We start from the raw sequence: 13,681 nt of genomic DNA on the forward strand, positions 1-13,681 counted from the left end.
TATGGATAATTATATTGTAGGTCGCAATGCGGTTAAAGAAGCCCTTAAAAGTGGCCGTTCTATTCAACGTATTCTGGTCAGTGAAGATAAGGTAAAAACAGGGTTAGCTGATATTGTAGGCCTTGCTAAATCTCAAGGAATTGAAGTTAGACCAACACCAGTTAAACAGATGAATAAGTACAATTTGGAGGTACCACATCAAGGGGTTATAGCTCTTGTATCGGCCGTTCAATTTAAAGAATTGGGAGAGGTATTACAAGAATCGACACATGAGATTCCTTTACTCATCTTAACGGATGGGGTTGAAGACCCACATAATATGGGAGCTATCATTCGTACTGCTGAATGTGCGGGAGCTACGGCTGTACTCATTCCTAAACGACATAATGCGCCTATTAATGCTACTGTTGCAAAGACATCTGCTGGAGCTATTGAGCAAATTCCACTTGTACAAATTGGCAATGTAGCGCAAACCATTAAACAACTTCAAAAACAGGGCTTTTGGGTAATGGGGGCTCATATGGAAGGTGATCGTACCTTGTATGAAGCTGATATGACAATTCCTACGGTTATCGTCATTGGTAATGAAGGTAAGGGGATTAGTCGCGTTGTAAAAGAAGCTTGTGATTTCCTTGTAACAATTCCTATGTATGGAAATTTGAATTCTTTGAATGCATCTGTTGCAGCTGCAGTTCTTATGTATGAGGCGGTACGTCAACGCCAGGCGAAATAATCATGCTAAAAGATATCTTAATTGTAGACGGCTATAATGTTATTTTTGCTTGGACTCATTTGAAGAAATTGGCTCATGAGTCTTTAGAACACGCGAGAATGGAGCTTCGAGATAGATTGTTGAACTATGGTAAATTTAAGGGTTACGAAGTAATCCTTGTATTTGATGGTAAGTATACAAAATCTGGAGGTTCCATTGAATCCATCACAAGTGGATTTATCGAAGTGTATACTGAGGATGGAGAAACGGCGGATTCCTTTATTGAACGAGAGGTATTTTTACGTAAAGGCAAATATACTAATGTATATGTTGTAACTTCCGATGGAGCAGAGCAAAATCAAATTCTAGGCTCTGGCGGGTTGCGTATTCCTGCTCGTGAGTTGCAAAATATGATTCGTATAGCTAAGGAAGAAGAACGACTTCAATATGCCCATGAACATAGACGTGATCAATTTTCAGTGCGTCGTAATGAAGTGGGAGGTTTATTATCTCCTGAAGTTGCTGAAAAGCTCGAGAAATTGCGTCGAGGTCATTGATAGTTGAAAATCATATACCGTTCCAGTATAATAAATATATTGGTTTTTCTCGCTCAATTGTAAGGAGGAGCTTATGAAAATGATTCATACACGCAAGTCCGATTACAATTTCAAGGAAATGACCGATGAGCAAGTTGTGGTCATAGCTCAGGAAGAGCAAAATGAGTTTGCAATCGATTATATTGTTAATAAATATAAGAACTTTGTAAGAGCTAAGGCGCGCTCCTATTTTTTGGTAGGTGCCGACCGAGAGGATATCATCCAAGAAGGGATGATTGGACTCTATAAGGCGACGCGAGATTTTAAACATGATAAATTAGCGTCTTTTAGAGCCTTTGCAGAACTTTGTATAACTAGACAAATTATTACAGCTATTAAATCGGCTACAAGACAAAAACATGCGCCTTTGAACTCCTATATATCCTTAAATAAACCGGTGTATACAGAGGACTCTGAGCGTACATTGATTGAAATGCTATCTTCAACAAAGATTACAAATCCTGAAGACCTCATTATCAGTCAAGAGGAACTAGATGATATTGAGCGCAATATTGGTCATATTTTAAGTGATCTCGAATGGGAAGTCTTGGAAGGATACCTTGATGGACGTTCCTATCAAGAAATGGCTGAGGTCACAGATCGTAGTGTTAAATCTATTGATAATGCGCTACAAAGGGTAAAACGTAAATTAGAGAAGTATTTAGAACATCGTGTATTGGGCTCGCATCGAGCAACACAGGAAGGATGACAGTCGTGACAAATTTCTTAATGATTGTAGAAGTAATCGTATCTATTTTATTAATTGTAGTAGTTGTTGCACAAAATAGCAAAAATGCAGGCATGGGCGGTGCTGTTTCTGGTGCGGCAGACTCTTCTTTTGGTGGTAAGCAACGCGGTTTAGATGCTTTCTTATCTAAATGTACGATTATATTGGGGATTATCTTTGCTGTGTTGAGCTTAGTGTTAGGGGCAATGATTAATCAATTTTAATGATGAAAGCCTGCTTTGCAGGCTTTTTCTTTTTTCATCCTAATAAGGGGGTGCAGACTTGAAGAAGAAGGTATTGGACTTTTATAAATCTATACAACCACATGCATACCATATTGAGGATGCTGCAATGGATAATCGTATTCGAGGTGGCAAAGATCTTGAAATGTTTATTCGATCTGCGAAAATGCTCGCCCGTGAAGGCGTATTAACTTCATCTCGACCAGATGTATACCGATATGAAGATCAACAGCATGAAGAATATGAAGGTATCTACAAAGGATATCGTAAATCTTATGGATTTGTTATTATGCTGGATGATGAAGATATTTATGTAGCAGAACAAAATAAAGGAACTGCTATGCATAATGATAAGGTACGTGTTCGTATTGTACCATCAGATTATACAAAGCATAAACGTGAAGGCATCATCGTTGATGTTATTGAGCGTGCTAATGAAACCATAGTTGGTACTTACGACAGACAACAACACTTCGGCTTTGTTGTACCAGATGATGAACGTATTGGAACAGATATTTTTGTAGATTTAAAAGATACTTTAGATGCTCGGAGTGGAGCTAAGGTACTAGTAAAAATTACAAAATGGCCTGAAGGCAATAAAAAACCTGAAGGAATTATAACAGAAATTTTAGGTTATAAGGGGGATGTAGGCCTAGACATTAACTGTATTATGGCTAATCATAAGATTCCTTTTGCATTCCCTAAAGAGGTAATTGAGGCAAGTGAGAAGATAGATACTATTGTTCATGAAGATCCGAAGCGGTGGGATCTTAGAGACTTACAAATGGTAACTATCGATGGAGAAGATGCAAAAGATCTTGACGATGCTGTAAGTGGTCGTAAATTACCAAATGGTAATTATGAGCTAGGCGTACACATTGCGGATGTTAGTCATTATGTTACTTCAGGCCAGCCTATTGATAATGAAGCATACAAGCGGGGGACTTCAGTTTACTTAGTGGACCGCGTAGTACCAATGTTACCAGAGGTATTATCGAATGGTATTTGTAGTTTAAATGCCCATGAAGATCGCTATGCTATGACGTGTATGATGGAAATTGATGATTCAGGTACAGTTGTTAATTATCGTATTCGTCCGTCTATTATCCATGTAGGGCGTCGTTGCAGCTATAAAGAAGTTTATAAAGCGTTAGAGGAAAATATTGTTCCTGACGATTTAGTAGATTTTATTCCTATGCTTCGTGACTTAGCAGAAATTTCTAAGATTTTAAATCGTATGCGTCGTCGTAGAGGGGCATTAGACTTTGATTTTCCGGAATATAAGGTATTACTTGATCTCGATGGTACACCGTTGCGTATCGTAAAACGCGATCGAACTATGGCAGAGCGGCTTATCGAAGAATGTATGCTCATTGCTAATGAGACGGTAGCTACGCATTTAAAGGATACTCAACGTACATCGGTATATCGTATTCATGAACATCCTAGTGAAGAAAAATTGGATTTATTCCAAAAGGTATTACATTATTTAGGTCAAACTCTTGTACTTAGTGCTGATGGTGTAACACCACGAGATTTCCAAAAAATCCTTGATGTAGTGAAGGGACAAGATATTGAGCAAGTGGCTCAAATTATGACCTTACGTTCTATGCAGCAAGCGAAATATAGCATTGAAAACGTCGGCCATTTTGGGTTAGCATCCACTTGCTATACGCATTTTACATCTCCCATTAGACGTTATCCGGATTTGATGGTACATCGACTTTTAAAAGCGGATATGCACTGGAAGGGTGGATACTCTAAACGAGATGTAGATGAAGCTTTCTTAGCTGGTGCTGTGGAACATTCTTCCATACAAGAACAAGTGGCAACCGAGGCAGAACGAGAAACTACTGATCTAAAGAAGACTCAATACATGGTTCCATTTGTAGGTGAAGTTTTTGAAGGCACTATTGCGAGCATAACCTCCTTTGGCATGTTCGTAGAGTTAGAGAATGGTATCGACGGTCTCGTGCATATTAGCATGATGAACGACGATTATTATTTCTTTGACGAAGAACATTTTGTTCTTGTTGGTAAGCGGACAGGTAAAACCTATCACTTAGGTGAAAAGGTTACTGTTACACTTGTAAAAGCCGATGTAGAAAAGAAACAAATCGATTTTGTTCTTGGTGAAGTAGATAATCTGATGGCTATCCAAGAACAATTGAGTAGTGGCTCTGACCATGCTACTAGTCGTGATGGTTTTGGAAATCTAAAGGGGCGAAAGTCATCCCGAAAAAACGGTAGAAAAACTTCTAAACGAGATGATTCAAAAGCTGGGCGTTCTAGATATGATGCTTTCAGTAAAAAATCTAAAAAAGGTAAATCGAGTCGCAAGAAGTCAAATAAAGCTACAAAACGTAGTCAATCTAAAAAATCTAAAAGTAAACGTAAACGATAGAGGAGAATATGGCAAAGAAATCTAGCCCATCGCTTATTGCTGACAATCGTAAGGCGCATCATGATTTTCATATTCATGAAACCTATGAAGCTGGTATTGCTTTAACAGGAACTGAAATAAAGTCTATTCGTCAAGGTAAGCTTAATCTTAAGGACAGCTTTTGTCGTATAGATAAAGGGGAAATTTTATTGTATGGTGTACATATCAGTCCGTATGAACAAGGTAATCGTTTTAACCATGAACCGGAGCGGACACGCAAGTTGTTGATGCATAAATCTGAAATCAATAAGTTACATGCTCAAGTTAAGGAAAAAGGATTTTCTTTAGTGCCGCTAAACTTTCATTTCAGTCACGGTTATGTAAAGGTTACCGTAGGTCTAGTAACTGGTAAGAAAATTTATGACAAGCGTCAAGATATGGCGGAACGTGATGCCAAGCGCGATATTGCTAAGCGAATCAAAGAACAACAAAAATATTAAGAGTCATAAGGAATCAAGTCGATATGGCTTGGTTCTTTTTGTATATTTGTTAACTATGTTGTTTTAAGTAGTTGATAAAAATACAGTGAGAATTTATAATGTAAACAATAAGAGATGTTTGTAGTTGACATTTTCTAAGTAGAGGAGATACATTATGAATCAGAACATTCGGTACATTACAGAAGTTGCTATTTTAACTGCCATGATTACTGTATTAGGGGCTATTAAAATACCTAATGTCATTCCAGGTATAGAGTTTCAATTATCAGCCCCGTTAGCGGTAGCGATATGTGCCGTATTCGGATTTAAAAAGTATATTATAAGTGGTTGTTTATCTAGTTTAATAGGATTAGCATTAGGTACTCAAACCATTTTAAATGTTATGATTGCTATGCAATTCCGGCTCATTGTGGGACTAATTCTTTGGATCTGCCATAATCACATGATAGGTATTATGGTTTCTGGTCCAATTGCATCTGCTTTAGCGCGATTATCTTTGTCTTTATACGTTGGTAAGGCTGCATTACCGATGATAGCTCTCGCAGTCCCAGGTATGATCTTTACAGTAATTATGGCACCAGTATTTGTGAAAGTATTCCATAAAATTCACAACCAAGTACCTCAAAGTAATGTAGTTAAAGGTAAGGTATCATAATGGACGAATTATATAGTGTGCGTATGCGCGCGGCTCAAGGTGGTCCCCATGAAAACGGGGGCCACCATATTTCTGGCGCAGAACGCATTGTGACCTTAAATCAAGTTGGAGCTATCGCTCAGTCTTTAGCCGAACGAGCGCTGCATCATAGTAAGGGGACAGCTGATTTTATCAATATTACAGTGGACTTGATTCCTTCAGAAACAATTACATATATAGAATGCTTAAAAGTAAATGAACATTTTGCTAATACTGTTGCTGAGGCGCATCAATTAGCTGTTGAACTTTTACAGGGCGCTGATATTAGTGAAACTGCTGTTAAACATGCTATTTTTCTATTAGAAGGTTTAGATTCATCTATGCGAGGTGCTATGTTGGTTGATGCAATTTCTGGTGAGCGCATAGATTCTGGTAACCGTGGTGTTCGCGTGAGTCATATGGATTCATTTGATTCGGAAAAACTAGGGGAAAATGAACATATGAGAGAGGCCTTAGTATTGGCTTCTAAAGTGCAATCTGCTGAGGGGATTGTAGGTGAATTATGTTGGTCTGATGATCCTGATTACACAGTAGGCTATGTGGCTTGCAATGATATTTACCATCGAATTCCTAGCATGAAAGAATTTGGATCTAATCTAGGAGGGCGTGTATTTTTTGTTAAACCAAATACTGATGTGGACTGTGTAATCAAGTATTTGGAAAAAGCACCAGTACTTGTTCAGCGGTGATTGTATGTATAAATTCTTCCAAGAGCAATTAAATAATAAAATCAATAACCTAAATTTGCGTACATTAACTGAATATTGCCCTATAGACGCAGTACGGGTTAGAAGAGATAATAAAGAATATTTGATGATGGCATCAAATAACTATTTAGGGCTTACTTTTGATGAACGTGTAATAGAGGGGGCCATTAAGGGGGCTCAACAATATGGCACTGGATCAGGTGGATCGCGTCTTGTATCCGGTACATTTCCCTTGTTTACAGACCTTGAAAGAGAACTAGCAAAATTTAAGAATACAGAGAAGGCTCTCGTATTTAATACGGGCTACATGGCAAATGTAGGTACTATTTCTGCCATAGCAGATAAGAATACTATTATTTTTAGCGATGCTTTAAATCATGCTAGTATTATAGATGGTTGTAGACTGAGTAGAGGATCTGTAAAGGCTTATAACCATTGTGATGTAGACGAATTAAAGTATTTATTGAAAGAAGTAGATCGAAATACAAGAAAGCTAATTGTCACAGATGGTGTATTTAGCATGGATGGCGATATAGCTCCATTGGATAAGCTCTACGAGCTTAGCCGTGAGTATAATGCTTTACTTATGGTAGACGATGCTCATGCGACGGGTACCATTGGTAGCGGTCATGGAACGGCTGCTTATTATGGTCTTGAAAAAGAAGTGGATATTCAGCTAGGTACATTGAGCAAATCGTTAGGTTCTGTTGGCGGCTATGTAGCTGCTAATAGCACCATCATTGATTATCTTGTGAATATGAGTCGTAGCTTTATATTCTCCACTGCATTATCTCCTGCTGACATAGGGGCAGCCCTGTCTGCATTACATGTTCTTGAGTCTGATACATCTGTTTTAAGGCAACTACAAAATAATGTGAACTATATGGCAGATTGCTTAAATTCTATAGGAATATATGCTACGAATGATACTCCAATTTTCCCAATACTTATCGGTAGCAATGAGGATACTTTAGCAGTATCAAATTATTTATACAATGCTGGAATTATAGGTACAGCGATACGTCCGCCTACAGTTCCTGTTGGTGAAAGTAGGATCCGTTTAACCGTTACAGCTGCCCATAATAAAGAACAAATTGATTATGTGTGCCGGACATTGGATAAAGCTATCAAAGAATTGAATTAATTTTATGATTCTATATAATAGCTTCATCTTTAGTAGGAGATAAAGTAATCTAGAAGTTATAGATTTTACTGAATTATAAAGGCTCTATATAATTGACAGTTGTATTAAATGGGCTTATAATTATGAGACCGACGCACGGGGATGTAAAGGTTTCGACAGGGGTGCGTGTGGTATAGATAGCGAGTCGGCGTTCCATGAGGCCGTTAAACGGTGGAAAAACATTTAAACGCAGAAGAAAATTTTGCATTAGCTGCATAAGCTACGTCCTTCATACTTGTGCCTACCAAGTGTGAATGGACGTCAAACAGTAGGCTGGTCTAATTTAGTTGTTCATATGAATTAGGCGAGACAATATGAACTGGGGTTGTGTAGCTTGTCTGTGAGCGATAGCAACCTGAGACTTAAATCATAGACTGTGCTCGGAGAAGTCTATATGGCAACACTCTTGGACAGGGGTTCGACTCCCCTCATCTCCACCAAATAATAAGCGGACATTTTAAGAAATATGTCTGCGCTTACATATAAATTTGTGATTATTCGGCTATAATAGATAGAGAAGGGCCGATTAAGTGATTTAAAACCGCCTAGGTAGATTCTTAGACGGGTTTTTGTATATAATAATAAAATTTCATATTAATTTAAATAAAGAATCTTAGAGGTGATAAGACATGGAAATTTTACTTATGTCATATTTAGCAGGAGCAAAAAGTATAACAAAAAAGTATCTTTCAAAAATGGTTTCAAATAAAATAATTTTTATTCCTATTGCTGGAAATGTTGAACCATATACTGGATATATTGATGAAGGTGTTGAGATGTTAAAGTCTTTAGGATATGAATTGGAAATTATTGATATTTCAAAATATGATGAAGATTATTTAAAGGATAAATTTTCAAAGACTGAATGTATCTGTATATCGGGTGGTAACACATTTTATCTATTACAAGAGCTGAAAAAGAAAAATCTTGTAGGCCTACTTTTTAAAAGAATCAAAGAAGGCTTATTTTATATTGGTGAATCTGCTGGCGCAATTATTATGTCTGAAAATATTGAATATAATCAGATCATGGATGATAAAAGTATAGCATCTGAATTAGATGATTATACGGGTGTAAATGTATTTGATCATTATGTTGTGCCTCATTTAGGGGAGTATCCATTTGAAGAGACTGCTCAAAAAACATTAGATACATATCAAGATAAGATACCTTTAGTGCCGATCAACAATAATGAAGCGGTTTTAGTGGATAATAATGGTTATACGGTATTATATGAAAGTAAAAAAGTAAACTAGTGTTTTATAACTTTATATTTTTAAAGTTATAAGTGTTCATATTTGAATATTTACAATCAATAATTTTTATCGCTTTTGTTGTATACAATGAATATGAATCTATTTAGATTTTATCTATGTTCTACAAAGGTAGAGGGGTATCAGAAAAATTGACTTTATCTATTGAATCCTGTAAAATATATAAAGATATTTATGTAATTATGTGACATGAATGATTAGTTTCTGAAAAGGAGTACAGATAATGAAGTATCGTTATTCCCGTATGTTAGCAGCTCTCGTAATGTCTGCTGTGATGATTGCTGGGTGTGGCAACAATCAACAGCAAGCTGGTGAGATTAATGTTAATACATATAAACTTACAGCAAGTGATACACAAGTTGATCAAACATTTGCTGGTACTGTAGTTGCGGAGAACTCTGTAGCTGTACATGCTCGTGTAAGTGGTTATATTGTTGAGAAGTTTGTAAAAGGTGGCGAACAAGTAGTAGCTGGACAACCACTATATCGAATTGATTCCCGTCAATATGAAGCGAGTCTTGCCAATGCAGAAGCCCAAGCAGCTCAAGCTAATGCAAACTTGAAAAATGCAGAAGTGGATCTTCAACGTTATGAAACTTTGGCATCACAAGATGCGATTGCTCAACAACGTGTAGATACGCAACGTAGTGCTACAGAGCAAGCTAAGGCTACGTATGAAGCGTATGAAGCATCCGTAAAAATTGCTCAAGATAATATGGGGGATACCATGGTATATGCACCATATTCTGGTACATTACGCATGGATGACGTAGATACAGGCACTTACGTTCAGGCTGGCTCCACTACATTGGTTACAATCGATTCTATCGATCCAATCTTTGTTGAGTTTAGTATGACTGAGCAAGAATATCTCGACTTCATGAAGAATCCTACAACGGATGATTCTAATGGTCCAAATATTCAATTAAAACTTGCTGATGGCGAAACGTATAATGAACTTGGTTCTATCGTTCAAGCGGCTAAGAGTTTAGATCAATCTACGGGTAAGCTTGTATTGAAAGCATCCTTCCCAAATCCTAATCATTTATTATTACCTAATATGTATGCCACTGTTGTTTCTCCTGGTGAAAAGATTAAAAATGCAATCCTTGTACCAAGTCGTGCTATTTTACAAATCATGGACAAAAACTTTGTTTATGTTGTAAATGCAGCTGGTGTAGTAGAACAAAAGACAGTAGAGGTTGGTGGTACTAAAGGTAATGAAACAATCATTAAATCTGGTTTGGCTGCTGGTGATACAATCATCGTTGACGGCTTAACTAAGGTGAAGAATGGCGTAAAAGTAAATGGTAAACTACTAACTAAAGAACAGTTGAAAGCTACAAAATAAAAGGAGGATAGATCGTGTCGAAATTCTTTATTAATCGACCTATCTTTGCCATCGTAATAGCCATTGTTATCACGTTGGTAGGGCTTATCTCCATGATGAACCTTCCGGTAGCTCGATATCCACAAATTTCTCCACCTACAGTTCGCGTTAATACTGCCTATACTGGTGCAACTGCTCAAGTTGTTAATGATACAGTAGCCAGTGTTATTGAAACGCAGATTGTAGGCGTACAAGATATGGACTATATGACTTCTAATAGTTCCAGTAACGGTAGCTATTCGTTGACTGTTCAGTTCAATCAAGGTACAGATGCTGATATGGATGCGGTTAATACGCAAAACCGTGTTCAAGCAGCACTTGCACAATTGCCTTCAGAAGTACAAGCTGTAGGTGTTACAACTACTAAATCTTCTGGTGATATGGCACTTATATTCTCTTTGAGTTCACCAAATGGCACATATGATGCAACATTCTTAAAGAACTATGGTACCAATTATATGATGGATACTATCAAATCCATTAAGGGTGTTGGTTCTGTACAGGAGTTCGGATCTGATTATTCTATGCGCATTTGGTTGGATCCTGCGAAGATGCAAAAACTTGGTGTTACTATCTCTGAAGTTACGGCGGCTATTAAAGGTCAAAACTTACAAGCCGCAGCAGGTACAGTAGGGAAAAATCCTACAAATGGTGAACAAGCATTCCAATATCCTATCAAAATTGATGGACGTCTCGTAACACCTGAGCAATTTGGTAATATTGCTATTAAAAGCACTAATGGTAAGGTATTACATCTAAAGGATGTCTCCCGTATTCAAATTGGGGCTGAAGGATATGACTTCATTGCAAAATCTGCTCATAAAGAGGTTGCTGGTTTTGCTATTTCCTTACAAAATGATGCTAATGCATTAGAAACAATTGCTAATGTTAAGAAGGTTCTAGATGAGCAATCTAAATCCTTCCCACCAGATATGCAATATAACGTAGTTGTAGATAATACTAAATTTGTAAGTGCATCTATTAATGAGGTTGAGCATACTTTTGTAGAGGCATTGCTCCTTGTTTTAGTTGTAGTATATGTGTTCTTACAATCTTGGCGCTCCACAATCATTCCTATGATTGCTGTGCCAGTATCTTTGCTTGGCACATTTGGCGCTTTTGTTTTGTTAGATTTCTCTATTAACACTTTGACGCTTTTTGCCATGGTTTTGGCTATCGGCCTTGTTGTTGACGATGCTATCGTCGTAGTAGAAGCTGTTGAGTACGAATTAAAGTATAATGGATTGCCTCCTAACGAGGCGGCTATTAAAGCGATGGAAAACGTACAAGGTCCTGTAATTGGTATCGCCTTCGTATTGGTAGCGGTATTTGTACCGGTTGCTTTCATGGGGGGGATGACAGGCATCCTTTACAAACAGTTCGCATTAACGATTGCCGTTTCCGTTGTAATTTCAGCTATTATTGCACTTGTGTTAACACCAGCATTATGTGCTACCATGTTGAAACCACATATAACTAAAGAGCGTGAAGATTGGTTACATCGCCAATTAAATAAATTTAATGCTGCTCTAGAACGATTCAGTAATTGGTATGGTCTCCAATTAGCGCGTTTAAGTCATCGTTTGAGTTTAACTGTTATTGCATTGCTAGTCTTTGCAGGTGGTACAGCCTTAGTATTCCACTTCTTACCAACTTCTTTCGTACCAGCTGAAGATAGTGGTTACTATATGATTGCTATTAATGAGCCACCTGGTGCTACGTCTGAACGTACTATGGCTACACTTGAAAAAGTTGCATCTTTCTTGGAAGAAAAAAATGATCCTGAAAAACCTAAGGACGAACAATTATTCCAAGAAGTATTTACTGTCGCTGGTTTTGACCTCTTAGGTGGCGGTCAAAAGTCTAGTGCTGGTGTAATTTTTGCTACTATGTCCGATTGGAAATATCGTACTACTGCTGCAACTTCTATCAATGCAATGGTTGGGCAAACCTTTGGTTTTGCTGCTCAAGGTGTACCAGAAGCAACAGTTATTGCTATGAATCCACCATCTATTCCAGGTCTTGGTACAACTGGTGGTTTTAGTATGTACATCATTAACAAAGCTGGCGATAGTCCACAAGTTATGGCTGATCGTACTAATGAATTTATTGCGGAAGCTCGTAAGAGCCCAGCAATTCAATCTATTTATACTACTTTTGATACATCTACGCCGACATTACAATTTGATGTAAATCGTGAAAAAGCGGCTCAAGATGGTGTAGCATTAGCTGATATCTTTACCACTTTGCAAGGGTTCTATGGTAGTATTCAAGTTAACGACTTTACTACTTATGGTAAAAACTATAAGGTTGTAGTCCAAGCGGAAGACGCATATCGTCAAAATGCGGACCAGCTTAATATGTTAGCTGTTAGAAATAGCAATGGCCAAATGGTTCCTGTTTCTAACTATATTACAAAGGAACAAACGGGTACACCATCTAGCATTACTCGCTTTGATAATGCGATGGCCGTACAAATTGGTGGTTCTCAAGCTAGAGGATATTCCTCTGGTGATGCTATCAATGCATTAAAAGAGGCCGCCGCTAAAACATTACCTGCTGGTTATACATATGATTGGGCAGGGCAATCTCGTGAAGAGTTAAAAGCCGGTTCTCAATCTATGTTGATTCTAGGTTTAGGCCTTGTCTTTGTATTCTTAATCTTGGCTGCCTTATATGAGTCTTGGAAGGTTCCATTTGCCGTATTGTTCTCCGTACCATCTGGTATGATTGGTGCTTCTTTAGTACCATTCTTATTGAACTTTACAGGCAGATACTCTTTGGCAAATGATATTTATATGCAAATTGGTCTTTTAACCTTGGTTGGCTTGGCTGCAAAAAATGCGATTCTGATTATCGAATATGCTAAGATTCGCGTTGACGAGCGTGGTATGAACGTGGTTGATGCTGCTATTGAAGCTGCAAAAATTCGTTTGCGTCCAATTTTGATGACATCCTTTGCATTTATCCTTGGTGTATTACCATTGGCAGTATCTACTGGTGCTGGTTCTGGTGCACGTACTTCCATGGGGATTACAGTAGTAGCAGGGATGACAACAGCTACATTGTTTGGTATCTTTATCATTCCAATGTTGTTTATCATTATTGAAACACTTGGACCTGGTTTGTTAACAAACCGCAAAAAGAATCACGACTAATCATTCACATTAGATAATTTTGTAGAATGTTAAAAACACGTCACTACTTAGTAGTGGCGTGTTTTTTTATATGATTTATGATATAATGATATAGTTAAAAATCGGATTGACGTAA

General features: G+C 37.6%; 12 protein-coding genes and 1 other RNA gene. All 13 read left to right on the forward strand.

The window, feature by feature from the left end:
• The first annotated feature begins 1 nt into the window (after position 1).
• The 13 genes from rlmB (at position 2) to NE668_RS01980 (ending at position 13,566) form a co-directional block, all read left to right on the forward strand.
• On the forward strand, positions 2 to 733 hold the full coding sequence (gene rlmB / locus NE668_RS01920; RefSeq protein WP_227036995.1) for a 23S rRNA (guanosine(2251)-2'-O)-methyltransferase RlmB: 732 nt from the start codon (positions 2 to 4) through the stop codon (positions 731 to 733).
• A gap of 2 nt (positions 734 to 735) precedes the next feature.
• On the forward strand, positions 736 to 1,269 hold the full coding sequence (locus tag NE668_RS01925; RefSeq protein WP_004695995.1) for an NYN domain-containing protein: 534 nt from the start codon (positions 736 to 738) through the stop codon (positions 1,267 to 1,269).
• 73 nt (positions 1,270 to 1,342) lie between these two features.
• Entirely contained in the window at positions 1,343 to 2,017 is a 675-nt protein-coding gene (sigH, locus tag NE668_RS01930; protein ID WP_155086199.1) for an RNA polymerase sporulation sigma factor SigH, read from the forward strand.
• A 5-nt stretch (positions 2,018 to 2,022) separates the two neighbouring features.
• Positions 2,023 to 2,259 (forward strand): preprotein translocase subunit SecG, encoded by a 237-nt coding sequence (gene secG, locus NE668_RS01935; RefSeq protein ID WP_004695991.1) that lies wholly within the window; start codon positions 2,023 to 2,025, stop codon positions 2,257 to 2,259.
• A 58-nt stretch (positions 2,260 to 2,317) separates the two neighbouring features.
• Positions 2,318 to 4,681: a ribonuclease R gene (rnr, locus tag NE668_RS01940; RefSeq protein WP_227036994.1), complete on the forward strand. Its 2,364-nt coding sequence runs from the start codon at positions 2,318 to 2,320 to the stop codon at positions 4,679 to 4,681.
• Between the two features lie 8 nt (positions 4,682 to 4,689).
• Positions 4,690 to 5,160, forward strand: a complete 471-nt coding sequence (gene smpB, locus NE668_RS01945) for an SsrA-binding protein SmpB (RefSeq protein ID WP_227036993.1) — start codon at positions 4,690 to 4,692, stop codon at positions 5,158 to 5,160.
• Between the two features lie 154 nt (positions 5,161 to 5,314).
• On the forward strand, positions 5,315 to 5,815 hold the full coding sequence (locus tag NE668_RS01950) for a hypothetical protein (RefSeq protein ID WP_101928323.1): 501 nt from the start codon (positions 5,315 to 5,317) through the stop codon (positions 5,813 to 5,815).
• Positions 5,815 to 6,543 carry a 6-carboxyhexanoate--CoA ligase gene (locus NE668_RS01955; RefSeq protein WP_227036992.1) on the forward strand — a complete coding sequence of 243 codons (729 nt, stop codon included), beginning with the start codon at positions 5,815 to 5,817 and terminating at the stop codon, positions 6,541 to 6,543. Before NE668_RS01950 ends, NE668_RS01955 begins: the two co-directional genes overlap by 1 nt.
• A gap of 4 nt (positions 6,544 to 6,547) precedes the next feature.
• Positions 6,548 to 7,705 (forward strand): 8-amino-7-oxononanoate synthase, encoded by a 1,158-nt coding sequence (bioF, locus tag NE668_RS01960; RefSeq protein WP_227036991.1) that lies wholly within the window; start codon positions 6,548 to 6,550, stop codon positions 7,703 to 7,705.
• 137 nt (positions 7,706 to 7,842) lie between these two features.
• Positions 7,843 to 8,184, forward strand: a transfer-messenger RNA (tmRNA) gene (gene ssrA / locus NE668_RS01965).
• Between the two features lie 189 nt (positions 8,185 to 8,373).
• Positions 8,374 to 9,000 carry a Type 1 glutamine amidotransferase-like domain-containing protein gene (locus NE668_RS01970; RefSeq protein ID WP_227036990.1) on the forward strand — a complete coding sequence of 209 codons (627 nt, stop codon included), beginning with the start codon at positions 8,374 to 8,376 and terminating at the stop codon, positions 8,998 to 9,000.
• A gap of 241 nt (positions 9,001 to 9,241) precedes the next feature.
• Entirely contained in the window at positions 9,242 to 10,369 is a 1,128-nt protein-coding gene (locus tag NE668_RS01975; RefSeq protein WP_060918851.1) for an efflux RND transporter periplasmic adaptor subunit, read from the forward strand.
• A gap of 14 nt (positions 10,370 to 10,383) precedes the next feature.
• Positions 10,384 to 13,566, forward strand: coding sequence for an efflux RND transporter permease subunit (locus NE668_RS01980; protein WP_227036989.1), 3,183 nt, complete (start codon positions 10,384 to 10,386; stop codon positions 13,564 to 13,566).
• Positions 13,567 to 13,681 lie beyond the last annotated feature (115 nt).

It is taken from the genome of Veillonella parvula (assembly GCF_024461875.1).
Taxonomy (GTDB): Bacteria; Bacillota; Negativicutes; order Veillonellales; family Veillonellaceae; genus Veillonella; species Veillonella parvula_I.

Excerpts from the sequence above, each read along its gene's own strand:
- NE668_RS01970 (WP_227036990.1), top strand. The coding sequence starts at position 8,374 with ATGGAAATTTTACTTATGTCATATTTAGCAGGAGCAAAAAGTATAACA.
- sigH (WP_155086199.1), top strand. The coding sequence starts at position 1,343 with ATGAAAATGATTCATACACGCAAGTCCGATTACAATTTCAAGGAAATG.
- bioF (WP_227036991.1), top strand. The coding sequence starts at position 6,548 with ATGTATAAATTCTTCCAAGAGCAATTAAATAATAAAATCAATAACCTA.
- NE668_RS01925 (WP_004695995.1), top strand. The coding sequence starts at position 736 with ATGCTAAAAGATATCTTAATTGTAGACGGCTATAATGTTATTTTTGCT.
- NE668_RS01955 (WP_227036992.1), top strand. The coding sequence starts at position 5,815 with ATGGACGAATTATATAGTGTGCGTATGCGCGCGGCTCAAGGTGGTCCC.
- NE668_RS01975 (WP_060918851.1), top strand. The coding sequence starts at position 9,242 with ATGAAGTATCGTTATTCCCGTATGTTAGCAGCTCTCGTAATGTCTGCT.
- smpB (WP_227036993.1), top strand. The coding sequence starts at position 4,690 with ATGGCAAAGAAATCTAGCCCATCGCTTATTGCTGACAATCGTAAGGCG.
- NE668_RS01950 (WP_101928323.1), top strand. The coding sequence starts at position 5,315 with ATGAATCAGAACATTCGGTACATTACAGAAGTTGCTATTTTAACTGCC.
- rlmB (WP_227036995.1), top strand. The coding sequence starts at position 2 with ATGGATAATTATATTGTAGGTCGCAATGCGGTTAAAGAAGCCCTTAAA.